This window comes from Pedobacter riviphilus (genome assembly GCF_014692875.1).
Lineage (GTDB): Bacteria > Bacteroidota > Bacteroidia > Sphingobacteriales > Sphingobacteriaceae > Pedobacter > Pedobacter riviphilus.
This window is the reverse complement of the sequence record NZ_CP061171.1, coordinates 2763603-2788456: the sequence shown is the minus strand read 5'-3', so window position 1 is coordinate 2788456 and position 24854 is coordinate 2763603. Positions and strand designations below refer to the sequence as shown.

Genomic DNA, 24854 nt, shown 5'->3' with positions numbered 1-24854 from the left:
TCACAAATGCAGATAAAACACCGCCAAGTTATGCTGAAGTCGTTTCAGCATCTTGGTAACTGTAAAGATCCTGAAATAAATTCAGGATGACGGCCGTTTATGCGATTTTGTGGTCAAACGATTGCAAATATCTTAAAAATTGATGTGATAATTTTTTTTAATTTTTAATTGTACAGATAAAGAAGCCAAGTTTGAATGGTTAAATCGCTATAAAAATTGATTTCTTTTATGTTTGGAAATGTACGGAAGGAGCATTTGGCAGCCTCAGTCCCGCTTTTTGCTGCAACAAAAGCAGAAAAAGCTTTTGGTTTCCGCGTCAATCGGGTTTAAGAACAATGTTTAGTACCCTGAGAAGAGACCGTAACACCTAAACCCGACAGTAGCGAACACGCAGTGTAACGGAGTAAAGCGGATGGCGGGGCTACAGCTGCCATGAAAAGCTGACTTTCGTTTTCAAATTATAATGCTTGCATTGGATAGAAGTTAAGTTTCTGGGCAATTTGCATATTTAAACTTGATTTCTCCTGCCTGAAAATGTTCATCCGTTTGTAAAAGCTAAGGATATATTATTATGTTCGTATTTATTCGTTTAAGTTTGGGCTTTAAATCTTAAAAATGAAACTCAGGAACCTACTTTTAATCTTATTGTTAGCCGTTACTTTTCAGGTAGAAGCACAGCAACCTACTTTATTGCCACAATTCACCTTTTACAAGCTAGATGGAAAACCATTTTCAAATAATGATATTAAACAGGGAAAAAAGAACCTATTTATCTTATTTGATTGTACCTGTGAGCATTGCCAGCGGGAAAGTAAAATCCTGAATACCAATTACGCCAAGTTTAAGGATGTTAATATCTACATGATTACTATGGATGAAGCTTATATCATTCCACAGTTTTTCAATTCGTATGCCAAAGGATTAAATACCAAGCCTAATGTAATGGTATTACAGGATAAAAAACGCCTGTTTATTCCAACCTTTTTGCCAAAGCAATACCCATCCATGTACTTATATTCTTCAACCGGTAAATTGTTGATGTATCAATCTGGAGATGGTGGCATTAAAAAACTTATAACTGTAGTAAATAAATAATCTAATATTCGCCAGGTCAACACGGATTCCTTTAGCTGTGTGGATATAATTTATTAGCTAAGCGTAATGTTTAAGCTAAATAACCTATCTGATAATCAATACCGGAATATTTACCTTATGGCGTACCGAATCAACCGTGGTGCCAAAAATAAGGTCTTTTAAGCCTTTATGGCCATGGGCACCCATTACCAATAGTTCCATTTCATTTTTGTTGCTGATATCCGCTATAGCCTTACCAGTACTTCCAAAACCGATAAAAGGTGTAGAATCGTAACCAAGATCTTCGAGATTGGCCCGGTATTTCTCCAGGTTAGCAGCGTCGCTCTGCGTTTCATGGTCCATTACGTCATTACCAAGATAACGGGCAGCAGCAGTTTCTACAACATGGATCAGGTAATAGTGTGCACCTTTACCACCTTGAATTAAAGCATGTCGGATAGTGTTTCTGTCGTTTTTAGAGAAATCTACAGCAATTCCAATCCTTTTGTAACTGATTTTGTCTATTTTTCCAATATCCAAAGCATTCCCATGGGGTACAAGCTGTTTTGAAGCATTCCTTTTCTTTTCTATTAACGGATGGAAGAAAACATAAAGCAGGAGTAAAACGATGAGGATTAATGCTGGTATTACAATCACATAAATCCACCAGTTGTTGGCTTCTTTTGCCCAGCCGCTTATTTCTTCAATTACCAGTTTCACATTTAATGCGATAATAGCTAAAGCACTTGCCCAAGCCAATACCTTAACCCAGGGTTTAATTGCAAAATCTTTCATCAGTTTTTTATCTGATGTAAAATGAATTAATGGAATAATGGCAAAACCCAATTGCAAGCTTAATACCACCTGACTCAATACCAACAAGCCGCCAAGTGCGTTTTCGCCATAGTGTAATATAGTGAAAAATGCAGGAATAATAGCTAAAAGGCGCGTAATCAAGCGTCTTAACCAAGGTTGTATTCTTAGGTTAATGTGGCCTTCCATAATAATCTGTCCTGCTAAAGTTCCGGTAACAGTAGAGCTTTGCCCGGCGGCAATTAGCGCTATGGCAAATAGGGTTGGGGCAATATTGCCAAAAATGTTCGAAAGTAGTTTATGTGCATCCTGAATTTCGGCCACCTCGTGCAATCCATTTTTATAAAAAGCAGCAGCTGCAAGGATTAATATGGCAGCATTAACAAAAAAAGCAAGGTTTAATGCAACTGTGGTATCAATGAGGTTAAATTTTAAGGCCTCTTTAATTCCTTTGTTGCTACGCTCAATCTTCCTGGTTTGTACTAAAGATGAATGCAGATAGAGGTTATGTGGCATCACCGTGGCACCAATAATCCCGATGGCAATATAAAGTGCATCGCCATTTAATATAGAAGGCTCAAAACCTTTGGCTACTTCTTTAAGTGAGGGCTCTACAATAAACATTTCAACCAGAAAGGAAATTCCGACAATAAAAACCATCGAAACGATAAAGCCTTCCATGGCCCGCATGCCTTTATTAAGTAAAAAGAGTAATAAAATGGTATCGAAAATAGTAATTGAAATGCCCCAGATTAGTGGTAACCCAAAAAGTAACTGTAAACCAATGGCCATCCCGATAATTTCGGCAAGATCGCATGCAATAATTGCTGTTTGCGCTAAGGCAAATAATGGAATGTTGGCCCAACGGGGTAGGCTTGTTTTGAGGCCTGTGCTAAATCCAGCCCTCTTACTATGCCCAAGCGGGCGCTTAACGATTGTAACAGCAACGCTATGAGGTTCGACATTAGTAAAACCCAAATTAATTGGTAACCGAATTTACTGCCACCCGCTAAATCGGTAGCCCAGTTACCCGGATCCATGTAGCCAACACTAATTAAATATGCAGGACCAATGAAGGCTAAAATTCTTCTCCAGCCCTTTCTTTTATCTGTATTTACACTTTGATGTACTTCACTTAGCGATTCAGTTTTTGCCATTACTGCTGATTAAAATATGTTTTGCAACTTCTCTACTAATATTAACTTGTTTATCGGCTAACAGGATTTCTACTGAACCATCGAAATCGGTCACATCGCTGATCTGGATTTTTTTACCTAAGGTTAAGCCTAGTTTTTCTAAATGTTTTAAAAATGCCGAGCTATGCTGGGTAACACCTGTAATGGTGCCCTGATCGCCTATTTTTAGTTCGATTAATTTGATAAACTGGGTTTTGGCAAATCTTCCGTTTTTATCGGGAATGGGGTCGCCATGAGGATCGGCTTTAGGAAAGCCTAAAAACTCATCAAGCCTTTCAATCAGCTCAATTGATTTAATATGCTCTAACTCTTCTGCCACATCATGTACCTCGTCCCATTTAAAGTTTAATTTATCAACCAAAAAAACTTCCCATAAGCGATGTTTACGCACAATATCTATCGCTGTATTTTTGCCTATTTCGGTTAAAGTAACGCCCTGGTATTTAATATAATCAACCAAACCTTTATCGGCTAATTTCTTGATCATGTCAGTAACCGATGCTGGTTTAGTTTGCATTTGCTCTGCAATAGCATTGGTTTGAACGTTTATTGTTTTTTCTGCCAGATGATAAATAGTCTTTAGATAGTTCTCTTCCGTGTAACTTTGCATTTATATTTATCTAATTTTATTTTTAGGTAAATCTAAAAATTTTTATTTAAAATATATATGATAAATTATGTTAAAATTTAGAATATAATTTGGTTATGTTTGTATTCTCAAATACCTTTAACACCATATGGCATCTGAATTAGATAAAATTGACTTTAAAATTTTAAGAATTCTTCAAGAGAACGGAAGAATTACCAACTTGCTTTTATCCCAAGAAATTGGGCTATCACCTGCACCAACTTTAGAACGTGTGCGCAAGCTTGAAATGGCAGGATATATTAAAAGTTATCATGCATTGGTAGATGAAGAAAAACTAGGTTTAGGTATAAAAACCTTTATTCAGATTCAACTTGATTTTCATAAAAATAATACCATCCAGATCTTTTTGGATGAAGTAAATCAAATCAAAGAAATCACAGAGTGTCACCACGTTACTGGTCAAGCCGATTTTCTGTTAAAGGTTTATGTGAAAGACATTAAAGCATACGAACGTTTAATTATGGATAAAATCAGTAAGATTTCTGTGGTTAAAACTTTCCAGACGATGATGATCATGTCGACCACGAAGAAAGAACCGATTGTGCCTTTAGAGTATTAACACTAAGTAATTATAGCAACCTAAAATGCTAAGGTGTCCTAAGGTGACTAAGGTGGTCCATAATTTTTACCACCTAAGCCACCTGAGATCATCTAAGTTGGAAGTTCATGCTTTTATGTTTAAGGGTTTATATCATACATAAATTCATTAACAAAACTCTTTTTTCCGTTATGCACTATATTGGTTGAATTGAAATTGATCAACAATCCTTTTGGTATTTTTAATAATTTCATATAGGTTAAAATCTGTGCTTCATGAATGGGTAATATACGCTCAACTGCTTTTAGTTCTATTACCAGGCAGTTTTCAATCACCAAATCTACCTTGAGCTCTGTATTTAGTAGCACATCTTTATAAGAAAGTACAATAGGATGTTCAGCGGTAAAATTTATGTTTTGTAGCTGTAGTTCTCTCATTAAGCACTTCTTGTAAACACTTTCGAGAAGGCCAGGGCCGAGAATTCTATTTATTTCTATACAAGCACCTGTAACCTTGTATTCTAATTGGTCGAGAAAAACTTTATTGATCACCATAAAAACCATTAATTAGTTAATAATGTTTTTGGGATGATTTTTAAGTAATTCGTTAGTTGGTAGAATTACAAGAGCAATTTATTAATAATTCCCGAAATTTCCTGAGCATTTTGATAAACCATAAAATGGGTGCCATTTTGGATCACAAAATCTGGTTGAGCAATTTTTGAATATAAAATTTTATCGTTGGTACCATGGATATGGTAGGTGTTTTTCGGTTTGGTTTTATTTCTCCAGCTTAAAATACTCCCGATTGCCCATTTTAGAAAATGAGGATCAGTGTCTTTTATAATCCTGCTTAGTAATGCTTTTTCGCTGCTCGAGCGTGTGCCGAAATAATAATTCTGTGTAAGTTTGTTTGATGCTTTTAAAAGTCCGGCAGGAATAAATTTTAGCAAGCCAAGTGTCCCTGCAAAGCGGTATAATGCTGGCAGATGAGTACTTAACATGGTGCTCGAAATGATAATCGTTGTTACAGGTTTTAATATTTTAGCAATTTCTACTGCGATCATTCCTCCGAAAGAAACGCCTACCAAGGCAAAAGGTTGGGGTAAGTCTATTACACTACTTAATCGTTTAGCGTATGATGCTAATGATTCATTTTTGTTTGGAGTAATCCAATCTACATGAATGATATTGATCTTCTTGTCCAGCTTCAGCTTAGAAAAAATTCTTTTATCGGCACCCAAACCGCTAATAAAATAAGTATTCATTAGGCAGGCAAGCTCCAGTCGATAGGTGTTAAGTTATTTTGTGTTAAAAGCTGATTTGCTTTGGAAAAATGTTTCGATCCGAAGAAGCCATTATAGGCTGAAAATGGCGAAGGGTGGGCGGCCGTAAGCACATAATGTTTCTTTTGATCTATTAATGCAGCCTTTTGCTGTGCATATTTACCCCACAACAGAAATACAATATGTTCGCGTTTTTGAGATAAAGCCTTAATAATTTCATCTGTAAAAATTTCCCAGCCACGGTTTTGATGCGAGCCTGCTTCTGAAGCACGAACGGTTAGCGTGGCATTTAACAACAAAACGCCTTGTTCTGCCCAGTGCGTTAAGTGGCCATGATTTGGTGTTTTAAAACCTTCAATATCAGTTTCCAGCTCTTTGTATATATTTTTTAACGATGGCGGAACGGCTATACCTCGTTGTACTGAAAAGGATAGGCCATGCGCCTGGCCAACACCGTGATAGGGGTCTTGACCTAAAATCACAACCTTTACCTGGTTAAATGGCGTGGTGTTTAATGCATTGAAAATATCACTGCCTTTTGGGTAAACCGTGGCTCCATTGTTTTTTTCCTCCTGTAAAAAAGACTTAAGGCTTTTCATGTAGTCTTTTTCAAATTCTTCTTCTAAAACGGCTAACCAACCTGGTTCTAATGCTGCAGACATAATATTGATGTAAGATGTATAATGTAAAATGGATTTCGAGTATGTCTAGTAAATGAATTTTTAGTCAATGGTTTGATAGATCATGCTTAATGGCTTGTATGGTTTTGCATAAACCAATAGGCTATCAACTATGAACCATTAAACTAAAACCAAAAAACCGCTCAAAAAGTTTAAGACTTCTTCTTGTATATTGATAGTAAATCCCCTTCAAGGCTTGTTTTAGGCCCTTCGATAATTCTTCCGAGTTCTTTCCCTTTTTTATCGTAAACAATAAAGGTAGGTACTCTTAAAATTTCCAAGCCGTCCAGTATGCCGTTTTCAGCCTTTTTGTTGCCGTCAACCGCAATAATTTCTACGTTTTTCCCTTTAAAGTGTAAGGCATCTAAAATTTTAAAGAAGTTCGGTACGTTTGCTTTACTGTCGCCGCACCAGGTGCCTAAAACAATTTTTATTTTTTCGTTTTTAACCAGTGTTTTCAGTTCGATCATGGTTGCTGCATCCGGAACATATGCCGCGTAAAGTGGATTGTACATTTCTTTAAATTCAGGAAAAGTGGTAATACCCTCGCGTGTACAGGCATTAATTAATATATCTTTATTGTGAACTTGATCATGTATTTTTTTATTCACTTCTTGTGCAGAAACGTTCATTGCAAGTACGATTAGGGTTATAGATAAGAGGATTTTCATATTTACGAGATGTTTTTTTTGCGCTTTTAAATTTTTAATGAAATTATTGTTTTAAAATCTAATTTCTGCCATTTAAACACGATATTTGCAAAAAAAAATAATTAGGATAAAATTTATGCCAAATATCATCAGATTAATTGCGGGGTTTGCTTTACTGGGTGGCGCAGTAGCTTTATTTATTTTCGGTTTCTGGCCGTGGGGTATTATTGCCATTTTATTGGGGATAATTGTACTGGTAACTTATTTCTTTAATGAGAACATGCTTTTAGCACAATGGTTTCTTAGAAAAGATAACATGCCTAAAGCCAAAATGTTTTTAGACCGGATTACCAATTATGAAACGCAGTTGATTAAAGTTCAACATGGTTATTATAACTTATTGATCGGGTTAATTGAAAGCAGAACAGCACCGATGCAGAGTGAGAAGTATTTTAAAAAATCGCTTGCATTGGGCATGCAGATGGACCATAATATTGCTTTGGCCAAGCTAAGTTTAGCGGGTATTGCAATGGCTAAGCGAAACAAACGCGAAGCTACCATGTATCTTGCTGAAGCGAAAAAAGCAGATAAAAATAAATTATTGGCCGATCAGATTAAACAAATGAAAGATCAGATGGGCATGATGGACAAACAGCAGCAAGTTCGTTATAGATAACATTAATCGCATCATATATAGAGCCATTTCAGAATTGAGATGGCTTTTTTGTTTCAGCTCAGTTTGTTTATTGTGAATTGCAGCTTATAAATTACTATTTTTATGGATAACTAACTTTTAAATATTCATGAAAAAAGTATCTTATTTACCCATGCTGGCTTTTTTAGCTATTCTAGGTGCTTGCAATAACAAAAAAGATGTTGAAGAAAGCGAAAGCTTTTCATCGGCAAATCCTTTTTTTAAAGCAAGTAAACTTGCCTTTCAGGCTCCTGCCTTCGACAAAATTAAAAACAGCGATTTTAAACCCGCATTGGAAGAAGGGATGAAACAGCAAATGGATGAAATCCAGAAAATTGCTGACCAGACTGAGGTACCAAGTTTTGAAAACACCATTTTGGCCATTGAAAAAAGCGGACAATTATTGAGCCGTACAGCTATGGTCTTTAATCTGCTTACTGGAGCCAATACAAACCCCGAATTGCAAAAGGTTAAGGAAGAGGAAGCACCTAAATTAACGGCAAATTCAGATGCCATTTATCTAAATACCAAACTTTTTAATCGGGTGCAAATCCTTTATAAACAAAAGGATCAGCTGAAACTGGATGCCGAATCGTTACGTTTACTGGAGTATTATTACCAAAAATTTGAATTGGCAGGAGCAAAGCTATCTGATGCTGACAAAGACAAACTTAAAGAGCTGAATAAAGAAGAAGCTACCTTGAGCGCAAAATTTACCTCGCAGTTACAGGCAGCAGGTAAAGGTCTAAAAAATACTACTCAGCAACCCGAATTGCAGTCAATGACCGATCGTGCTAAAAGAGAAGAACTTTTTAACAAATCATGGAACAGGGCAGAAAAGGGTGATGCAAATGATACCCGTAAAATAATTTCAAGAATTGCGCAGATCCGTTCTGCTCAGGCGGCATTGCTGGGCTTTAAAAATTACGCAGCCTGGAAATTACAAAATCAGATGGCTAAAACGCCCGAAGCAGTAGAAGACTTTTTTAGTAAAGTTATTCCAGCTGCTACCGCTAAAGCAAAAAGTGAAGCGGCAGATATACAAGCCGTAATTGATCAGCAAAAAGGTGGCTTTAAACTGGAACCTTGGGATTGGGACTTTTATGCCGAACAAGTTCGTAAGGCAAAATTCGATCTGGATGAAAACGAGGTTAAACCCTATTTTGAGTTAAATAAAGTACTCATTAACGGTGTTTTTTATGCTGCAACACAACTTTACGGCATTACTTTTAAGGAGCGTAAAGATTTACCCGTTTACCAGAAAGATGTTCGTGTTTTTGATGTGATAGACAAAGATGGAAAACAGTTAGGCTTGTTTTATTGTGATTATTATAAACGTGATAATAAAGATGGTGGTGCTTGGATGGATAACCTTGTTCCCCAATCTAAGCTATTCGGTACGATACCGGTAATTTATAATGTCTGCAATTTTGCGAAACCTGAAGCAGGAAAACCAGCGTTAATTAGTTTTGATGATGTTACAACCATGTTCCATGAGTTTGGGCATGGTTTACATGGTCTGTTTGCCAATCAGCAATATCCCAGTCTTTCGGGTACAAGTGTAGCCCGCGATTATGTGGAATTTCCTTCGCAGTTTAATGAACATTGGGCTTCTGATCCAAAAATATTAAAGAATTATGCGCTTCATTATCAAACAGGAGCACAAATGCCACAAGCTTTATTGGATAAGATTAAAAAGGCGAGTTCGTTTAATCAGGGCTATATCTTTACAGAAGCTTTGGCAGCCGCCGATCTGGATATGCAGTGGCATACGATTTCACCGGGTTCACCTTTACAGGATGTAGACAAATTTGAAGCCGAGGCTTTAAAGAAAACCAATTTAAATTTATCGTACGTGCCACCACGTTACCGCTCTAGCTATTTTCTGCATATCTGGAGCAATGGCTATGCTGCAGGTTACTATGCCTACAGTTGGACATCTATGCTTGAAAATGATGCCTTTTCATGGTTTCAGGAAAATGGAGGGTTAACCAGGGCAAATGGCCAGCGTTTTAGAGATATGATTCTGTCCAAAGGAAATACCGAAGATCTTGGCAAAATGTTCTTTAATTTCAGGGACATAATCCTGATATTAAACCGATGCTTAAAAAACGCGGATTGTTATAAAACAACATCATAGAACAAAGGACAGTTAATAATTGTCCTTTGTTCTATGATTAATAACGGGGTATAGATAGTGACGTTGTAGTTATGGTACTATTTTCTTTAAATTCCATCTCTGCCGATGAACCGTTCTTTACCCAAAAGAAACTGAATAGCCTTTTTTATATTACGGTTTACCGATTCTTCCGTTTTAAGGTTGGCAATATAACGTATAATTTCCTTCTGTAAATGGGGGGCAAGGCCGTCAAATATATCCTTAGCTTGTTTATTTTCTATTAAAGCCTCTTCCAACTTAGGATTTATCCTTATTGTTCGTTCTTCAGTATCAAATTCAATTTCGAAGCTTGCGGTATCTCCAACATCTTTGCCTGCCGCTTTTCGCATAGGCGTATTCAGGTACAAACGCCAATCACCCGCATATTTTACCAAAGTTTGCTTGAACTCATGTCCATCAATTTTCATTGTAATTGGAAGCTGCCCTTTGTCTTTCCCTGCCTGGTGAAAAACATAGGTTAATGCTTCTTCCGGAACAAATACAAAAGGATTGATCCCAATAATCTTAATTTCAGCAGTAAATGATACAGGTTTCTTGTTATCCATTAATTAAAGATATCGTCTTTGATTAAAACTCCATAATTTTGGCCAATAAATCAAACACCATAATTTCTCTCTTTGCGCTTCGTCCAACGCTTTTCGCTTTGCGCCAGCCGCGCGCTACAAAAACTCAAAACCAAACTCCATTTTTCATTGTAGTTTATATAAAACTTAATACTATGGCAACATCACAAGAAGGGAGTACAAACAATACTCAGGAAGAAAATAACATTAAAGATTTAGGTGGTAAAGCAGCTATCGAAAAACTGAGAACACTGGCAGAAAAGTCTGAAAGCTGTTTTTTCTGTACCAATATTAAAACTGGTGTACCTTTATCGGTAAGGCCAATGGCCATTCAGCAGGTTGATGACGAGGGAAATATTTGGTTTATGAGCATGAAAGACAGTCATAAAAATGACGAGATTTCTACTGATCCTTTTACGCATCTGTTGTTTCAGGCCGGGGCGCACGCAGGTTTTGTAAATATTTATGGAATTTCGGAAATCAGTAGAGATCAGGCTAAGATTGACGAGCTCTGGAGTCCCTTTATCAAAACCTGGTTTCAGGGTGGAAAAGACGACCCAAACATTACCTTAATCAAGGTAATTCCATCAGAAGGATATTATTGGGATACGAAACATGGTACAGCTGTAGCCTTTTTAAAAATGGCAGCATCTGTAATTACAGGGAAAACCATGGACGACTCGGTGGAGGGAAATTTGGAGGTTGATTAAAAGGGGCAACTACTGGAATCGGTTAACTGGTTAATTGTTGCAATTAACTGTCAACTGAGAATTCCCAACTGCAAACTGATTATTTATCTCCTAAATAATCAAAACCCTCAAATTCTTCTCTTTGAGCCCTTTTGCTTAAGATATCTTCTTCTTCGGCTTGTACCCTTGAGAAGAACAAAGCTTCGGCCTGGATTCTTTTAATTAATTGACGTACGAGCGTTAAATCAAAAGCATCTTTGCTCAATTTAATGCAGTATTCTCTTTCGTTGATTTCTAAACTTGACGTATTCATATCGCAATGATTTTATTTATCGATTGCCGTAAATATAGAAAAGGCTTGCTAAACAATTGTTAGCAAGCCTTTTAAGTTTATGTTATGTTTGTGTTAAAATCAAATTCCTAATCCTCTTTTTCAGGACTCTGATTTAACTATTTATGCGATAGGAATAAGCCATCATCCGTTTTAGCAACTTTTAAGATTCCTTTTGCTGTTAAAGCTTTTAAGGTTGTATCCCATTTCTTGTTGCTCCAATCGGTCAGTTTCCCTTTTACTTCAGTTAACAGGTGTTGCTCACCTTCCGAAACCAGTGCATATAATTCTGTTTCTTCCGGAGTCATTTCTATTTTCTTTTTCTCAGGGCGCATTTGCGGGAAGAATAAAACTTCCTGAATGGTACTTTGGTTGGTCATTAACATTACCAAACGATCAATACCAATGCCTAAACCCGAAGTAGGTGGCATACCATATTCTAGTGCACGTACGAAATCATCATCCATGGCCATAGCTTCATCATCTCCACGTGCAGCTAACTTTAACTGATCTTCTAAGCGCTCTTTTTGGTCAATAGGATCGTTTAATTCTGAATAAGCATTTGCAATCTCTTTACCATTAACAAATAGCTCAAAACGCTCTACCAAACCTTCAGCGGTACGGTGCTTTTTAGCAAGCGGTGTCATTTCGATAGGGTAGTCGGTAATGTAGGTTGGCTGAATTAAATTCGCTTCAACTTTAGCACCGAAAATTTCATCAATTAATTTACCTCGACCCATGGTATCATCGATTTCTATACCTAAATCCTTACAAGTTTGCGCAATTTCTTCCTCGGTCATTGCTGAAACATCAATTCCGGTATATTTTTGGATCGATTCGTACATAGTTAGTTTTTCGTACGGTCCTTCAAAGTTAATTTCGTTGGCACCAACTTTAACTATAGCTGAACCAGTTGTTGCAATAGCTACTTTTTCTAAACATTCTTCAACCATGGCCATCATCCAGATATAATCTTTATAGGCAACGTAAATTTCCATTGAGGTAAATTCAGGGTTATGCGTACGGTCCATCCCTTCATTTCGGAACATTTTACCAAACTCATATACGCCATCAAAACCTGCAACGATTAATCTTTTTAAATATAACTCATTTGCAATACGCAAATAAAGCGGCATATCTAAAGTATTGTGATGCGTGGCAAATGGACGTGCAGCAGCACCACCGTGAATAGGCTGCAGGATAGGGGTTTCAACTTCCATCCAGCCCTGGTTATCAAAGTAATTACGCATGGTGTTAATCACCTTGCTGCGTTTGATGAAAATCTGTTTAAAATCAGGGTTTACTGTTAAATCTACATAACGCATACGATAACGCAGCTCTGGATTAGTAAATCCATCGTATACGTTTCCTTCATCATCACGTTTAACAATTGGTAGTGGACGTAGCGACTTAGAAAGTACCTTAAATTCTGTAACATGTACCGAAATTTCTCCTGTTTGTGTCGTAAATACGTATCCTTTAACCCCAATGAAATCGCCGATATCTAAAAGTTTTTTAAATACCGTGTTGTATAAGGTTTTATCATCACCAGGGCAAAGTTCATCACGCTTTAGGTAGATCTGAATTCTGCCGGTAGAATCCTGTAACTCTGTAAAAGAAGCAGCGCCCATAATATTACGGCTCATAATTCTACCTGCTAATACTACGGTTTTGTATGCTGTCTTATCTACTTCATAATTAGCTAATATATCTGCGGCATATGCATTTACTTCATACGCTTCTGCAGGATAAGGCTCAATGCCTAATGCGCGTAATTGTTTTAGCGACTCACGTCGTAATACTTCTTGTTCTGATAATCCTATACTCATTTCAGGTATTTTTTGCAAAAGTAATGCTCTTGCATTTTTTGTTATTGTTAAATTTTGATGCTCTAATGAAAAAGAAATAATTAGCTGATTAAATTTTGAATTAATATTGGAAAAAATTCAATTTTCAGTACCAATTAGCTATCCACTTAAAACAGATGGTTGCAAAGATAAGAAAGCTATTGTAATTACTAAATGCTTTGTTTGATATAAAAATGGATTTTAGCATGTTAAAGCCAATGAGATAAAAAATGGATGATCGGAAGCTTAACCTATGATACTTTATTCCATATCAATCAACGGATCCCAGAATACCTTTTTAAGGTTTTGAACTTTCAGGTTTTTAATTTCAACGCCTTCGCGTTCGAGGAGTTCCTGTCTTTTAGCTGTAGATGATGGATCGCCGCTGAGCAAGCCGTTACTGCTGATTACCCTATAATAAGGCACAGGAGATTGTGCTGCTCCACAAGCACCAATGGCTCTAGCAACCATTCTCGATAGATTAGGCGTGCCAATGGCTTTTGCAATTGCTCCGTACGATGTTACCCTTCCCTTGGGTATTTCCCTGGTTAAATCCCAAACCTGTTCAAAAAATAAATCGTGTTTCATTGTTTTGAAAAATGATATATAAAGCTATTAAATATATCTATTATATCTATTTCATAATTCGTCATTGGGAATTTATTTTATTAAGGGCTTTATATAGTTTCATTGGTCTAATAGCTACTCCGTGGTTAACCTTTCTGAAGTTTTTAAGTATTTCATCGAGTAAATTTTTCTGCGATATGAATTTAGTGTTTCACAGATGTTATATTTGTTTGGATGTGAATAGCCATTTAAAAAATATGCCCAATATTAAGCAAATACCACCTTCTTGTTTTGAGTTTTTAAGTTTATTAAAAAATAACAACGAACGTGAGTGGTTTAATGATCATAAAATAGCCTACCAGAAAGAACATACCTATATAGCATCTTTTGCACAGGATTTATTAGATCTTATGAATACCCATGATGTAATTGAAACACCATCGGGAAAGAAAAGTTTATACCGGATTTATCGGGATACCCGTTTTTCAAACGATAAAACACCTTATAAAACACATTGGAGTGGAAGTTTTAAACGGGCAGGTAAACAAAGAAGGGGTGGCTACTATTTTCACATCGAACCAGGTAATAGTTTTGTAGCTGGTGGCTTTTTCGGCCCTCCCCACAAGATTTAAAATTGATAAGGGAAAATATAAGTTTTGATGCCCAGCCTTTGAGAGCAATATTAAATGATAAAACTTTTATTGCTTCTTTCGAGACTTTGAAAGGCGAGCAATTGAAAACAGCTCCAAAGGGCTTTGATGGAGATCATCCGGATATCGATCTATTACGTTATAAACAATTTTTGTTAGTTCATCGATTTACAGATCAGGAAGTTTTAAGTAAAGAATTCATAGGGCACTGCAATCAGGAATTTAAAAATATGCGTCCTTTCTTTGATTATATGAGCGAAATATTGACAACCGATGCAAATGGAATGGATCTGTAATTGATTTTTACGATTGCTGCAAAAAAATAAAGGGTCATCATACTAATTTTTTGTAATGATGACCCTTTTTTAATTATGATTCAGCTTCTATACCTTCCTCATACATTTCGTTAATGGCTTCGGCATATTTCTTTTCTACAATACGTCGTTTAACTTTCATGGTAGGGGTAATTTCTCCTTCATCTATATTGAAAGGATTACGCTTGATCTTAAAATTTTTAATGCGCTCAAATTTGGCCAGTTCGTTAGATATTTTTTTGATGTCCTGCTCCATCCATTCAATAATTTCAGGGTTGCGGATAAAAGGATCAGCCTCTTCAAAAAACGATGGTTTGAGTTTAAAGGTTTCTTCTAAAGTTTCCCTGTTCGGGATAATAATTGCCGTAATAAACTCACGTTTATCTCCAATTAAAAAAAGTTGATCAATTTTTGGGCTTTTCAAATAAATATTTTCTACCGGGTAGGGTAAACATTTTTGCCGTACGCATTTACGATCATGTTTTTTAAACGATCGGTGATCTGAAGATTACCTTTATAAAAGCGGCCAATGTCTCCGGTATGGAACCACATGTCTTTGTCTATGGCTTCGGCAGTTTCTGCAGGTTTGTTAAAGTAACCTTTCATTACGCAATGGCCTCTAACAATTACTTCACCTTCGGCGCATTCAAATTCTTCGTTAAAGGTATTGTGTGTTTGGATGCTCAGCATTTCTTTGCTTTCTACCTCTTGTATGCCTACTTCAATACCCGGAATTACACGCCCAACCGTACCATATACCTGCCTGTGATATTCGGTAACAGACATTACTGGCGAGGTTTCTGTTAAACCAAAACCTTCTAATATTTTAATACCCAGATCGCCAAAAAACTCACCCACATTTTTAGGGAGTGCAGCTCCACCCGAAATCATAAATTTTAAGCGGCCACCTGTTTTTTCTTTGATTTTACTAAAAACCAATTTCTCTGCAATCCCTTTTTTTGCGGATAAAATAAGACCCGGATTTTTGCCCGCCTCTTTTGCTACACGGTATTTGTTGCCTATTTCCAGCGCCCAGGTAAATATTTTTGCTTTTGTACCACCTCCCGCAGTTCCTCCTTTTATGGCTTTATCATGAATGCGTTCTAAAAGACGCGGAACGCAGCTCATCACCGTAGGACGAACTTCTCCCATATTTTTAGCCAATAACTCTAAACTTTGTGCAAAAGCAATTTTACAGCCTTGTGCACAGCAAACATGGTAAGTGGCTGTACGCTCGAATACGTGCGACAGCGGCAGAAAGGAAAGGAAAGTTTCAGTTTGGTCAATCACAGGGATCTGTTGTAAACAAACCTCCACATTTTTAACAAAGTTATGATGGGTAAGCATTACACCTTTTGGGGTGCCTGTTGTTCCCGAAGTATAAATTAAAGAGGAAACATCTTCAGGTAAAACCAAGCTTCTGCATTGGTCAATATCAGCCCTTTCGGCAGCAGTAATTTGGTGTTTAAGTGCCAGGATATCAGAAAAAGCAATAACTTCTACGTGTACATCCTCGGGAATAACAACTTTTTCAAAATCTTTAAAAGCAGGAATAATATATTTTAACTGTTTACAATTGGCCGCTACCTTTAATACTTTACGGTATAGAAAGTTGTTCCCAACAAGAATAGCTTTTATGCCCGAGTCGTTAATAATATAGGCCACCTCTTGCTCAGAAAGCGTAGGGTAAATAGATACATTAATTACACCAATTTGCTGGATTCCCTGATCATAGTATACATATTCAGGCGAATTCTCGATCATTAAGCCTAAACGATCGCCTTTTTTTATTCCTTTTTCCAAGAAAAATGCAGAAACAGCATCAGCTCTTTTTAAGGTGTCTTCATAAGAAATTTCAGCCCATTCCGCACCCTGTTTATGGATTAAAAAGGTTTCCTGAGGTTTGTGAATATTTTTGACAACATTCCGCAATAAGGTAGGAACAGTTGAAAACTCGTTTATTAATGGCATGCTCGTAATTTTGTCCGCTAATTATAATTAACAATAATAAGGCTTTTTGGATTAAAAATACAAAAGGGCCCCGAAAATTTCGGGGCCCTTAAATAATATGTTTTATAAGATTTTAAACAGAGAAGCTTTCGCCACAGCCACAGCTACGGCTGGCATTTGGATTTATAAAGTTGAAACCTTTTCCGTTTAAACCATCTGTAAAATCTAATTCCGTTCCAGCTAGGTAAAGGAAAGATTTCATATCTAAAGCAATTTTAATTCCTTTGTCTTCAAAAAACTGATCGCCTTTTTGCTCTTCGTTATCAAAATCCAGATTGTATGATAAGCCCGAACAGCCACCACCTTTTACTGAAACACGTAAAAAGTAATCAGAACCCATCTCCGAATCCTGCATTAAATGGTCTATTTTATCTTTTGCTTTATCTGTTATCGTTATCATGGTATCGAGTATTTAGTATCAAGTATTTAGTATCGAGTTGTTAGTATCAAGTATCAAGATTGAACTACTACAGTCTTGATACTTGATACTATAATACTTTATACTAGTCTTAATGGTGCGATTTTTCTAATACAATTGCTTCTAAACCATTTTTAACGCGATAATCGTTAATGGCCGATTTAATTGCATCTTCTGCTAAAACTGAGCAGTGAATTTTTACTGGAGGTAGAGCCAATTCTTCAACAATATCCATATTATCAATAGATAAAGCCTCATCAATTGTTTTTCCTTTTAACCATTCGGTAGCTAAAGAAGAAGAAGCAATAGCCGAACCACAACCAAATGTTTTAAATTTAGCATCAGTGATTACGTTATCTTCTCCAACTTCAATCTGTAAACGCATTACGTCGCCACACTCTGGTGCACCAACTAATCCTGTTCCTACAAATTTGCTGTCTTTATTTAATGTACCTACGTTACGTGGGTTATTGTAATGGTCAATTACTTTTTCTGAATATGCCATGATTTTATTTTTTTATCTCCTTACGGAGCAATTTTATTTTTAGTTATCAATTATCAATTTTCAATTATCAGTTTGCCTACTCAAAATTGCAAACTGCTAACTTCAAACTGAACTAGTGTTCTGCCCATTCAATTTTACTCAAATCGATTCCCTCTTTAAACATTTCCCAAAGTGGAGAAAGTTCTCTTAAGTGATTAACTGCTTTTTGAGTCACTTCAATTGCCTGATCAATTTCTGCTTCTGTAGTAAACCTTCCTAAACCGTAACGGATAGAAGAGTGTGCTAAATCATCAGATAAACCTAAACTTTTCAATACATAAGATGGTTCTAAAGATGCTGAAGTACAAGCTGATCCTGAAGATACCGCTAAATCACTCATTGCCATCATTAAACCTTCACCCTCAACATATTTGAAAGAGATATTGGCTACGTGTGGTAAACGGTGTTGTGTATTACCATTAACATAACTCTCTTCCATTTTGCTTAAAGTAGACTCTAATTTGTCACGTAAAGCAGCCAAACGAACTGATTCAGTTTCCATTTCTAAGCGGCAAAGTTCGCAGGCTTTACCTAAACCAACAATACCAGGAACGTTTAAAGTCCCAGAACGCATTCCGCGCTCATGGCCGCCACCGTCCATTTGTGCAGTAACTTTAACCCTTGGGTTTTTACGGCGAACGTAAAGTACGCCAACACCTTTCGGTCCGTACATTTTATGTGCCGAGAAAGCCATTAAGTCAATACCGTCCGCATTAACATCAACAGGGATTTTACCAACCGCCTGTGTTGCGTCAGTCATAAATAAAGCACCGTGTTTGTGTGCAATTGCTGCAATTTCTTTTACCGGTTGAATTACACCAATTTCGTTGTTACCATACATAATCGAAACCAAAATAGTTTCAGGAGTCATGGCAGCTTCTAATTCAGCTAAATCAATTAAACCGTCTTCTTTAACGCCTAAATAAGTTACACGTGCACCGTTTTTCTCTAGGTGCTTGCAAGTATCTAAAACCGCTTTATGTTCAGTAACCGCAGTAATGATGTGGTTACCTTTTTCTTTGTACATTTCAAATACACCTTTAATAGCCAGGTTATCGGCTTCAGTAGCACCTGATGTAAAAATAATTTCTTTTTCAGTACAGCCGATTAGTTTGGCTACCTGTTCACGAGCATAATCTACTCCTTCTTCTGCTACCCAGCCAAACGCATGGTTGCGGCTCGCAGCATTTCCAAATTTCTCAGTAAAGTAAGGTAGCATTGCTTCCAACACCCTCGGATCTAACGGGGTTGTAGCATTATTATCTAAATATATCGGCTGTTTCATCTCTATTCTGTTAATTATAACACAAAGATACGAAAAAACTTATTTAACAATTATAAATAATAGCTATGACCTTATAGAGAAAAGCCGCATTTTTACATTCACATAACCTTATAATCTATGAATAAGATAGAACACATCGGCATCGCGGTAAAAGACCTTAATAGTTCTATAAACATTTATCAGAAACTGCTCAATACCGATTGCTATAAAACAGAGCAGGTTGCATCCGAATTTGTAAATACGGCTTTCTTTAAAACCGGCGAAAATAAGGTAGAATTGCTCCAATCTACAGCTCCTGATAGTGCAATTGCCAAATTTATCGAGAAAAAAGGAGAGGGGATCCATCACATTGCTTTTCTGGTTGATGATATTCTTGCCGAAATGGAGCGTTTGCACAAAGAAGGCTTCGTGCTGCTTAACGAATCGCCAAAAAAAGGGGCTGATAATAAAATGGTGTGTTTCGTGCATCCAAAAGATACCAATGGCGTACTGATTGAAATCTGCCAGGAAATTAAATGGGTGTAGAAGAATGTAGATGCGATTGCTTTATTTCCCTCTTTTAGAGGGTACCTGCAAGACGGGGTGTCAATTTAAATATATTTACTTTTTTTGAAAACGAACGGTTCCGTATTCCATAGTATCTGTAGCCCTGCTAACCGCTATAGTTTCGATGAAGAATCGGAGCTGCCGCTATTATCAGGTTTAGTTAATTTTGGCCTGTGGTTCTTGGGAGGAGGGCAAATTGCCTAAACCCAGTATTAATCAATCATATTCTAATAACCATGATCTTAAAATCCAATAATCATAAAAATCCTATTCTATGTCGTTAATTAGTATCATCAACAAAGATTTCGATATACCAGATCATCTTTCTGAGGATCAGTTGCGGGATGCGATGGTTGATGCCTTTGCTTACCTGATTGATAACGATTTTCCGAAGCTCATCCAGATTTTGTATAAGGCTGATGTAGATCAGTATAAGCTAAAGGAACTGCTGGAAACGGTTGAAGGCTCGAGTTCTGCTGAAGTAATTGCCGATGCCTATATTGCCCGTCAGAAGGCTAAAATAGAAACCTGGAACAAATACAGTCCGAAAAAGGATTAGGATGCTTCTTCCTGTGATGGATTAAAGCGGTTGTACATATCCATATCAAAAAAAGAAATAGAATTGATCTTATCCGCTTTCAGTACGAGATCTGTTTTCAATTCATCGGTATTTGCTACAGAACCATCTTCTATATAACTGGCATAAACCGTTAAATACTGTGTGGTAAAAACCAATTCCTTATCATCAGCCTTGCGGTAACCGCTAAAAGCAGGAGTAATGCGGATATAACTGGTGGTAAATGGCTTTGGTAATTCTTTTACCCACCCAATATAGAATTTTCCACTATCCATAGTAAACTGTAAAAGGTGGGCATCAAAAAAAGATGAACTTAGTAATAATTCAAATTCATTTCCTGATGTTGCTATAGCCCTTCTAATGGCATTTAGTCGGTTAATGAAAAGATTGGCAATTTCTGTGGCGGCTACAGCAACTAATAACGATAGGCTGGTAGTGCCGAAATAAGGCGCATGGATTGGGAGTAATTTGCTAAGGCATTCAATGGTTTCTGGCCAGATGGCAATAAAAATCGCCCTTAGTATAAAACATGCGCCGAGTAATAAGATACCTGCAAAAGCGGAGTTTAATAATATACGCTGGCTTTCGAGCCGATATTGTACATACCGCAGGTACCTGAACCTGATTAATATATAGTAGCCGCCTACAAGAGGGAATAAAAGTAGGTTAAAAGGCATCTATAAGGTTATTTCTTGTTTTTATCCTTTTCTATCTTTTTAAAAATACTCGATTGCATTAATGCACCCACCATTTGGATAACCCTTGGCTGTGCAAAAAAATCAGGACTTTTAATGTAGAGCTTTCCGCTGCTATCTGCATGGATGATGCCATCTAATTCGCCGTGTTTTCTCATATATCAAATTTACATATATTTTTTAAATATCTGAAAAACAATATTCAGCTTAAAAAGTTTAATTTGCCTTAATGGGCCACTGATGTGTTTTAGCTCTTCCAAAGGCAGAAAAAACATATAATTTAAAATTCTTTATTTAGGCTTGTAAATCAAAAATAAAATTAAGATATTTGCATCCTCTAAAATAGAGGTAGAAAGACTAATAGGAAATGTCATAAGCGTTGTTGCCAGCAAATTGCAAGAATGTTCTTGATGCTTTCACACAAATAACTAAAAATAATATTCAAATGAAAAAAGATTTGCACCCAACAAGCTACAGACCAGTTGTTTTTAAAGACATGTCTAACGAGTATGCTTTCTTAACAAAATCTTGCGTAGATACTAAAGAAACAATTAAATGGGAAGATGGTAACGAGTATCCTCTTTACAAATTAGAGATTTCACATACTTCTCACCCTTTTTATACTGGTAAAATGAAATTGGTTGATACAGCAGGACGTATCGATAAATTCAAAAACCGTTACGCTAAGAAATAATTTTAGCAACAAAAAGCATTTTTTGAAGTCCCTTTGCCAAAAGCATCGGGACTTTTTTTATTTTTGCTACTTATGACAATCAATCTATTTGATGATTCTTCTTGGATGTCCCTACGTCCACTTACGTTTACCAGGCCTGTTGCCGACTTACGCATAGGGATTTTAACCATTGCCGAGAAATGGGCTAAATATTTAAAGGCCGATTTTGGCTTTCATACCCAAGATTACCTCTCTGTAAAATTTGCACCAAAATCCAATGCCGATTTGTTTATAAGCGGTTCTGTTTGTCCAGATGAAGCTTTGCTAAACGCCGTAGATAAGCTTAAAGCAGGTGAAGTGCTTTACAAAAGAGATGTCATAATCGCATATATCGCAGATCAGCACGACTTAGAATCGGTTAAATCGCTAAAGCCGGTAGAATACACAGGTAATTTTACACATATTGTTTATCCAGAACATATTTTCGGAAATAATCCAACCGAGATCAGAAAAGATTTTAAATTGTTAACCGAAGGACGCAGTTCGACAAAGTTAAGCAGTACCAATCAGTTGCTCGGCGATGATATTTTTCTTGAAGAAGGTGCCAAAGTAGAATGCAGTGTTTTAAATAGTGCCTACGGACCTATTTACATTGGTAAAAATGCTGAAGTGTGGGAAGGTAGTTTAATAAGAGGCTCTTTTGCCCTTTGCGAAAATTCATCTGTAAAAATGGGGGCTAAAATATACTCGGGCACTACCATTGGTCCAAACAGTCGTGCCGGTGGCGAAATTAATAATTCGGTAATTTGGGGCAATTCGGCCAAAGGCCATGAGGGGTATCTGGGCAATTCGGTAATGGGCGAGTGGTGCAATATAGGTGCCGATACCAACAATTCTAATTTAAAAAACAACTATGCCGAAGTAAAACTTTACGATTACGAAGGCAAAAAAATGCGCAATACTAACCTGCAGTTTTGTGGTTTAATTATGGCCGATCATGCTAAATCGGGCATAAATACCATGTTTAACACAGGTAGTGTGGTTGGTATTGGGGCTAATGTTTTTGGCGCGGGCTTTCCTCCACACCATATACCCGATTTTAGTTGGGGAGGTGCTAGCGGTTTCGACACCTATAAACTGAATAAAATGTTCGAAACAACCGAAAAGGTGTTTGCCAGAAAGGATGTAGCCTTTAATGAGGTTGAAAAAACATCCTGACCAAAGTATTTGAATTAACCGAATCGTATAGGCGATTTTAACCATGAGGAAATATAAAGCTAATATTACAAAAAAAATTAATGCATCTATTTTAGATTACGGACTCTTTTTTGTCTGTTTTGTTGCTTATCTTATTTTTTTTGGAGATCATACTGAAGAAGGAAAATATGCCATATCAGGAAGTGGCGTTTTGCTTGTTTTTATCTTTTGGTTACTTTATTTCGTGGTTGCAGAAGGTATGTATGGAGCTACGTTAGGGCATCAATCATTTAATTTAAAAGTTGTAACCTTGCATGGCGAAAAAATTGGGTTTACCCAAGCAGTTAAACGACGTTTTTTTGATCCTATCGACTTTTTTTGCTTTGGGTTCATTGCATTTCTTCTTGTTAAAAATTCAGAAAAACATCAGCGGGCGGGTGATGCATTTGCAAAAACACTTGTAATTGACATAACAGATCCCGAACAAAATTTAGGACCAATAAGACCTTTTAATTAAAATAAAACTAATACAAAATGAGAAAAAAGATTGTTGCCGGTAACTGGAAAATGAACTTAGATTATAACGAAGGTGTTTCGTTATTCAGCGAAATCGTAAATATGGTTAAAGATGAACGCAAAGGCGATCAGCTGGCTATTATTTGCTCACCGTTTATTCATTTAAACAGCTTGGCAAAATTGGGTGGTAACGATGTTAAAATTGGCGCTCAAAATATTAGCGATAAAGAAAGTGGTGCATATACAGGCGAAACTTCGGCTAAAATGGTGAAATCTGTTGGTGCAGAATATGTGATTTTAGGCCACTCAGAACGCAGGCAGTATTTCGCTGAAAGCGATGCTTTATTAGCTGAAAAAACTAAAGTTGCTTTAGCCAATGGCTTAACCCCGATTTTCTGTATCGGCGAAACTTTAGACGAGCGTAACAACGGCAGTTATTACGAAGTATTAAAAAAACAATTGGTAGAAGGTATTTTTAGTTTAGCTGAAGAAGACTTTAAAAAATTGGTTATTGCTTACGAGCCAGTTTGGGCTATTGGCACTGGTTTAACCGCTTCTCCAGAGCAGGCGCAAGATATTCATGCTTTTATCCGCAGTGAAATCCAAGCTAATTATGGTTTTAATGTGGCTGATGATACGACCATTTTATATGGCGGAAGCTGTAACCCAAGCAATGCGGCGAGCTTATTTTCTCAAAACGATATTGATGGCGGTCTAATTGGTGGTGCATCATTAAAGTCGCGCGATTTTACAGATATTATTAAAGCATTAAACAGCTAGATGCAATACATAAAAGCAATATTTACATTCAAAAGTATCGAAGACTATCAACAGGATCTGCTTATTAGTGATCTTGCCGATTTAGGTTTCGATACTTTTGAAGATAGTGAGAGTGGGTTTACGGCTTTCGTAATCAAAGACAACTTTAACGAGCAGGAATTAAAAGACCTGCTGGGTAATTATAGCGAAGAGTTTGTAACGGATTATACTTTAGAAGATGTTGCGGACGAAAACTGGAATGCCGAATGGGAGAAAAATTTTAGTCCGTTGATTATTGATGATGTATGTTATGTAAGGGCAACCTTTCATGAGCCTCAGCCATCATATCCGTACGAGATTGTGATCGATCCTAAAATGGCTTTCGGTACTGGTCACCACCAAACTACCACCATGGTGATGCAGTATATTTTGGCAGCCGATTTAAAGGATAAAAACATCCTCGATATGGGCTGCGGAACCGGAATTTTAGCTATTCTGGCTGCAAAACTAGGTACTAAAAGTTTACTGGCTATCGATTATGATGATATCTGTTACGAGAGTACGGTAGAAAATGCTGCGCTTAACCAGGTAGATAATTTAAAGGCACTTTGTGGTAGTAAAGAAGTGATTCCTGATGATGAATACGATGTAATCTTTGCCAATATTAATAGAAATATCCTGCTGGATCAGATCCATCGCTACGCTGAAGTATTAAAAGGAGGGGGTAAGATTTTCTTCAGTGGTTTTTACCTCGATCCGGATTTGAGCATGATTACCGCGGAATGTGCTAAATATGGCATTAAATATGTTGATCATAAACAAAATGGCGATTGGGTTGCGGCTCAGTTCGAGAAAAAATAATGATTGAATTTTAAATGAGAAAATGATTGATTTTTAACACCATACCCATTCTCT

At 36.8% G+C, this 24854-nt stretch carries 27 protein-coding genes and 3 pseudogenes; 13 read left to right on the top strand and 17 right to left on the bottom strand.

The features are described 5' to 3' along the window. The first annotated feature begins 615 nt into the window (after window positions 1-615). On the top strand, window positions 616-1095 hold the full coding sequence (locus H9N25_RS11445; protein WP_190328977.1) for a TlpA family protein disulfide reductase: 480 nt from the start codon (window positions 616-618) through the stop codon (window positions 1093-1095). 84 nt (window positions 1096-1179) lie between these two features. Here the strand turns inward: H9N25_RS11445 and H9N25_RS25025 are convergent, their stop codons facing one another. From H9N25_RS25025 to H9N25_RS11435, 3 genes and pseudogenes are all read right to left on the bottom strand, one after another. Beyond that, entirely contained in the window at window positions 1180-1731 is a 552-nt protein-coding gene (locus H9N25_RS25025; RefSeq protein WP_255524654.1) for a universal stress protein, read from the bottom strand. A gap of 96 nt (window positions 1732-1827) precedes the next feature. Next, window positions 1828-2852, bottom strand: a pseudogene (locus H9N25_RS25020) (Nramp family divalent metal transporter); the annotation flags it as partial. 178 nt (window positions 2853-3030) lie between these two features. Further along, window positions 3031-3693 (bottom strand): metal-dependent transcriptional regulator, encoded by a 663-nt coding sequence (locus tag H9N25_RS11435; protein WP_167294892.1) that lies wholly within the window; start codon window positions 3691-3693, stop codon window positions 3031-3033. Window positions 3694-3820: 127 nt separating this feature from the next. Here H9N25_RS11435 and H9N25_RS11430 point away from each other — a divergent pair, with 127 nt between their 5' ends. Next, window positions 3821-4291: an Lrp/AsnC family transcriptional regulator gene (locus H9N25_RS11430; RefSeq protein WP_025142637.1), complete on the top strand. Its 471-nt coding sequence runs from the start codon at window positions 3821-3823 to the stop codon at window positions 4289-4291. A gap of 119 nt (window positions 4292-4410) precedes the next feature. Here the strand turns inward: H9N25_RS11430 and H9N25_RS11425 are convergent, their stop codons facing one another. From H9N25_RS11425 to H9N25_RS11410, 4 genes are all read right to left on the bottom strand, one after another. Continuing rightward, window positions 4411-4824, bottom strand: a complete 414-nt coding sequence (locus tag H9N25_RS11425; RefSeq protein WP_190328976.1) for a GxxExxY protein — start codon at window positions 4822-4824, stop codon at window positions 4411-4413. A 65-nt stretch (window positions 4825-4889) separates the two neighbouring features. Beyond that, window positions 4890-5537: an alpha/beta hydrolase gene (locus H9N25_RS11420; RefSeq protein WP_190328975.1), complete on the bottom strand. Its 648-nt coding sequence runs from the start codon at window positions 5535-5537 to the stop codon at window positions 4890-4892. Beyond that, window positions 5537-6217, bottom strand: coding sequence for a uracil-DNA glycosylase (gene ung / locus H9N25_RS11415; protein WP_190328974.1), 681 nt, complete (start codon window positions 6215-6217; stop codon window positions 5537-5539). The genes H9N25_RS11420 and ung overlap by 1 nt, the downstream gene beginning before the upstream one ends. Before the next feature lie 170 nt (window positions 6218-6387). Next, the gene (locus tag H9N25_RS11410; protein WP_190328973.1) at window positions 6388-6906 is read right to left on the bottom strand and encodes a thioredoxin family protein; all 519 of its coding nucleotides are present in this window, start codon (window positions 6904-6906) and stop codon (window positions 6388-6390) included. 115 nt (window positions 6907-7021) lie between these two features. Here H9N25_RS11410 and H9N25_RS11405 point away from each other — a divergent pair, with 115 nt between their 5' ends. Both H9N25_RS11405 and H9N25_RS11400 read left to right on the top strand, forming a co-directional pair. Further along, window positions 7022-7561 carry a hypothetical protein gene (locus H9N25_RS11405; RefSeq protein ID WP_090496042.1) on the top strand — a complete coding sequence of 180 codons (540 nt, stop codon included), beginning with the start codon at window positions 7022-7024 and terminating at the stop codon, window positions 7559-7561. 127 nt (window positions 7562-7688) lie between these two features. Continuing rightward, complete coding sequence (locus H9N25_RS11400) at window positions 7689-9719, top strand: M3 family metallopeptidase (protein WP_223833720.1); 2031 nt, start codon at window positions 7689-7691, stop codon at window positions 9717-9719. Between the two features lie 86 nt (window positions 9720-9805). On the opposite strand, the gene H9N25_RS11395 is transcribed toward H9N25_RS11400, so the two are convergent. Further along, window positions 9806-10303, bottom strand: a complete 498-nt coding sequence (locus H9N25_RS11395; RefSeq protein ID WP_190328972.1) for a YdeI/OmpD-associated family protein — start codon at window positions 10301-10303, stop codon at window positions 9806-9808. A 173-nt stretch (window positions 10304-10476) separates the two neighbouring features. Between H9N25_RS11395 and H9N25_RS11390 the strand changes: the two genes are divergently transcribed. Then, window positions 10477-11031 (top strand): pyridoxamine 5'-phosphate oxidase family protein, encoded by a 555-nt coding sequence (locus H9N25_RS11390; protein WP_167294885.1) that lies wholly within the window; start codon window positions 10477-10479, stop codon window positions 11029-11031. A gap of 79 nt (window positions 11032-11110) precedes the next feature. On the opposite strand, the gene H9N25_RS11385 is transcribed toward H9N25_RS11390, so the two are convergent. From H9N25_RS11385 to H9N25_RS11375, 3 genes are all read right to left on the bottom strand, one after another. Further along, window positions 11111-11323, bottom strand: coding sequence for a hypothetical protein (locus H9N25_RS11385; RefSeq protein ID WP_029275714.1), 213 nt, complete (start codon window positions 11321-11323; stop codon window positions 11111-11113). 137 nt (window positions 11324-11460) lie between these two features. Beyond that, window positions 11461-13170, bottom strand: a complete 1710-nt coding sequence (lysS, locus tag H9N25_RS11380) for a lysine--tRNA ligase (RefSeq protein ID WP_190328971.1) — start codon at window positions 13168-13170, stop codon at window positions 11461-11463. 279 nt (window positions 13171-13449) lie between these two features. Next, on the bottom strand, window positions 13450-13776 hold the full coding sequence (locus tag H9N25_RS11375) for an MGMT family protein (protein ID WP_167294883.1): 327 nt from the start codon (window positions 13774-13776) through the stop codon (window positions 13450-13452). A gap of 11 nt (window positions 13777-13787) precedes the next feature. Between H9N25_RS11375 and H9N25_RS25445 the strand changes: the two are divergent. Continuing rightward, window positions 13788-14701, top strand: a pseudogene (locus H9N25_RS25445) (DUF2461 domain-containing protein). A 73-nt stretch (window positions 14702-14774) separates the two neighbouring features. Here the strand turns inward: H9N25_RS25445 and H9N25_RS11365 are convergent. From H9N25_RS11365 to H9N25_RS11350, 4 genes and pseudogenes are all read right to left on the bottom strand, one after another. Continuing rightward, window positions 14775-16690 (bottom strand): annotated as a pseudogene (locus tag H9N25_RS11365) (AMP-dependent synthetase/ligase). A gap of 112 nt (window positions 16691-16802) precedes the next feature. Continuing rightward, complete coding sequence (locus H9N25_RS11360) at window positions 16803-17129, bottom strand: HesB/IscA family protein (RefSeq protein ID WP_121284726.1); 327 nt, start codon at window positions 17127-17129, stop codon at window positions 16803-16805. A gap of 109 nt (window positions 17130-17238) precedes the next feature. Next, window positions 17239-17652: a Fe-S cluster assembly scaffold IscU gene (iscU, locus tag H9N25_RS11355; RefSeq protein ID WP_025142622.1), complete on the bottom strand. Its 414-nt coding sequence runs from the start codon at window positions 17650-17652 to the stop codon at window positions 17239-17241. A 112-nt stretch (window positions 17653-17764) separates the two neighbouring features. Further along, window positions 17765-18976, bottom strand: coding sequence for an IscS subfamily cysteine desulfurase (locus H9N25_RS11350; protein ID WP_167294880.1), 1212 nt, complete (start codon window positions 18974-18976; stop codon window positions 17765-17767). 117 nt (window positions 18977-19093) lie between these two features. On the opposite strand from H9N25_RS11350, the gene mce reads away from it, so the two are divergent. Together mce and H9N25_RS11340 are read left to right on the top strand one after the other, a co-directional pair. Beyond that, a complete protein-coding gene (gene mce, locus H9N25_RS11345; protein ID WP_167294879.1) occupies window positions 19094-19501 on the top strand; it encodes a methylmalonyl-CoA epimerase in 408 nt (135 codons plus the stop codon). Window positions 19502-19796: 295 nt separating this feature from the next. After that, window positions 19797-20081 (top strand): hypothetical protein, encoded by a 285-nt coding sequence (locus H9N25_RS11340; protein ID WP_190328970.1) that lies wholly within the window; start codon window positions 19797-19799, stop codon window positions 20079-20081. Here the strand turns inward: H9N25_RS11340 and H9N25_RS11335 are convergent. Both H9N25_RS11335 and H9N25_RS11330 read right to left on the bottom strand, forming a co-directional pair. Further along, window positions 20078-20776, bottom strand: a complete 699-nt coding sequence (locus H9N25_RS11335; RefSeq protein ID WP_190328969.1) for a hypothetical protein — start codon at window positions 20774-20776, stop codon at window positions 20078-20080. The genes H9N25_RS11340 and H9N25_RS11335 overlap by 4 nt on opposite strands. 8 nt (window positions 20777-20784) lie before the next feature. Further along, window positions 20785-20952, bottom strand: coding sequence for a hypothetical protein (locus H9N25_RS11330; RefSeq protein ID WP_167294876.1), 168 nt, complete (start codon window positions 20950-20952; stop codon window positions 20785-20787). Window positions 20953-21239: 287 nt separating this feature from the next. Here H9N25_RS11330 and H9N25_RS11325 point away from each other — a divergent pair, with 287 nt between their 5' ends. The 5 genes from H9N25_RS11325 to prmA all read left to right on the top strand — a co-directional run bounded on the left by H9N25_RS11325 (window position 21240) and on the right by prmA (window position 24800). Then, window positions 21240-21488 (top strand): type B 50S ribosomal protein L31, encoded by a 249-nt coding sequence (locus H9N25_RS11325; protein WP_025142617.1) that lies wholly within the window; start codon window positions 21240-21242, stop codon window positions 21486-21488. A gap of 72 nt (window positions 21489-21560) precedes the next feature. Next, window positions 21561-22685 carry a putative sugar nucleotidyl transferase gene (locus tag H9N25_RS11320; RefSeq protein WP_330221103.1) on the top strand — a complete coding sequence of 375 codons (1125 nt, stop codon included), beginning with the start codon at window positions 21561-21563 and terminating at the stop codon, window positions 22683-22685. A 43-nt stretch (window positions 22686-22728) separates the two neighbouring features. Further along, entirely contained in the window at window positions 22729-23181 is a 453-nt protein-coding gene (locus H9N25_RS11315; protein WP_190328968.1) for an RDD family protein, read from the top strand. Window positions 23182-23198: 17 nt separating this feature from the next. Next, on the top strand, window positions 23199-23960 hold the full coding sequence (gene tpiA / locus H9N25_RS11310) for a triose-phosphate isomerase (protein ID WP_167294874.1): 762 nt from the start codon (window positions 23199-23201) through the stop codon (window positions 23958-23960). After that, on the top strand, window positions 23961-24800 hold the full coding sequence (gene prmA / locus H9N25_RS11305) for a 50S ribosomal protein L11 methyltransferase (RefSeq protein ID WP_190328967.1): 840 nt from the start codon (window positions 23961-23963) through the stop codon (window positions 24798-24800). It abuts the gene before it with no gap. Window positions 24801-24854 lie beyond the last annotated feature (54 nt).

Excerpts from the sequence above, each read along its gene's own strand:
- H9N25_RS11390 (WP_167294885.1), top strand. The coding sequence starts at position 10,477 with ATGGCAACATCACAAGAAGGGAGTACAAACAATACTCAGGAAGAAAAT.
- H9N25_RS11335 (WP_190328969.1), bottom strand. The coding sequence starts at position 20,776 with ATGCCTTTTAACCTACTTTTATTCCCTCTTGTAGGCGGCTACTATATA.
- H9N25_RS11385 (WP_029275714.1), bottom strand. The coding sequence starts at position 11,323 with ATGAATACGTCAAGTTTAGAAATCAACGAAAGAGAATACTGCATTAAA.
- H9N25_RS11325 (WP_025142617.1), top strand. The coding sequence starts at position 21,240 with ATGAAAAAAGATTTGCACCCAACAAGCTACAGACCAGTTGTTTTTAAA.
- H9N25_RS11330 (WP_167294876.1), bottom strand. The coding sequence starts at position 20,952 with ATGAGAAAACACGGCGAATTAGATGGCATCATCCATGCAGATAGCAGC.
- H9N25_RS11405 (WP_090496042.1), top strand. The coding sequence starts at position 7,022 with ATGCCAAATATCATCAGATTAATTGCGGGGTTTGCTTTACTGGGTGGC.
- tpiA (WP_167294874.1), top strand. The coding sequence starts at position 23,199 with ATGAGAAAAAAGATTGTTGCCGGTAACTGGAAAATGAACTTAGATTAT.
- H9N25_RS11435 (WP_167294892.1), bottom strand. The coding sequence starts at position 3,693 with ATGCAAAGTTACACGGAAGAGAACTATCTAAAGACTATTTATCATCTG.
- H9N25_RS11410 (WP_190328973.1), bottom strand. The coding sequence starts at position 6,906 with ATGAAAATCCTCTTATCTATAACCCTAATCGTACTTGCAATGAACGTT.
- H9N25_RS11420 (WP_190328975.1), bottom strand. The coding sequence starts at position 5,537 with ATGAATACTTATTTTATTAGCGGTTTGGGTGCCGATAAAAGAATTTTT.
- H9N25_RS11400 (WP_223833720.1), top strand. The coding sequence starts at position 7,689 with ATGAAAAAAGTATCTTATTTACCCATGCTGGCTTTTTTAGCTATTCTA.
- ung (WP_190328974.1), bottom strand. The coding sequence starts at position 6,217 with ATGTCTGCAGCATTAGAACCAGGTTGGTTAGCCGTTTTAGAAGAAGAA.
- iscU (WP_025142622.1), bottom strand. The coding sequence starts at position 17,652 with ATGGCATATTCAGAAAAAGTAATTGACCATTACAATAACCCACGTAAC.
- H9N25_RS11360 (WP_121284726.1), bottom strand. The coding sequence starts at position 17,129 with ATGATAACGATAACAGATAAAGCAAAAGATAAAATAGACCATTTAATG.
- H9N25_RS11430 (WP_025142637.1), top strand. The coding sequence starts at position 3,821 with ATGGCATCTGAATTAGATAAAATTGACTTTAAAATTTTAAGAATTCTT.
- H9N25_RS11350 (WP_167294880.1), bottom strand. The coding sequence starts at position 18,976 with ATGAAACAGCCGATATATTTAGATAATAATGCTACAACCCCGTTAGAT.
- H9N25_RS11320 (WP_330221103.1), top strand. The coding sequence starts at position 21,561 with ATGACAATCAATCTATTTGATGATTCTTCTTGGATGTCCCTACGTCCA.
- H9N25_RS11425 (WP_190328976.1), bottom strand. The coding sequence starts at position 4,824 with ATGGTGATCAATAAAGTTTTTCTCGACCAATTAGAATACAAGGTTACA.
- prmA (WP_190328967.1), top strand. The coding sequence starts at position 23,961 with ATGCAATACATAAAAGCAATATTTACATTCAAAAGTATCGAAGACTAT.
- H9N25_RS11375 (WP_167294883.1), bottom strand. The coding sequence starts at position 13,776 with ATGAAACACGATTTATTTTTTGAACAGGTTTGGGATTTAACCAGGGAA.
- H9N25_RS11395 (WP_190328972.1), bottom strand. The coding sequence starts at position 10,303 with ATGGATAACAAGAAACCTGTATCATTTACTGCTGAAATTAAGATTATT.
- H9N25_RS11445 (WP_190328977.1), top strand. The coding sequence starts at position 616 with ATGAAACTCAGGAACCTACTTTTAATCTTATTGTTAGCCGTTACTTTT.
- H9N25_RS11315 (WP_190328968.1), top strand. The coding sequence starts at position 22,729 with ATGAGGAAATATAAAGCTAATATTACAAAAAAAATTAATGCATCTATT.
- mce (WP_167294879.1), top strand. The coding sequence starts at position 19,094 with ATGAATAAGATAGAACACATCGGCATCGCGGTAAAAGACCTTAATAGT.
- lysS (WP_190328971.1), bottom strand. The coding sequence starts at position 13,170 with ATGAGTATAGGATTATCAGAACAAGAAGTATTACGACGTGAGTCGCTA.
- H9N25_RS11340 (WP_190328970.1), top strand. The coding sequence starts at position 19,797 with ATGTCGTTAATTAGTATCATCAACAAAGATTTCGATATACCAGATCAT.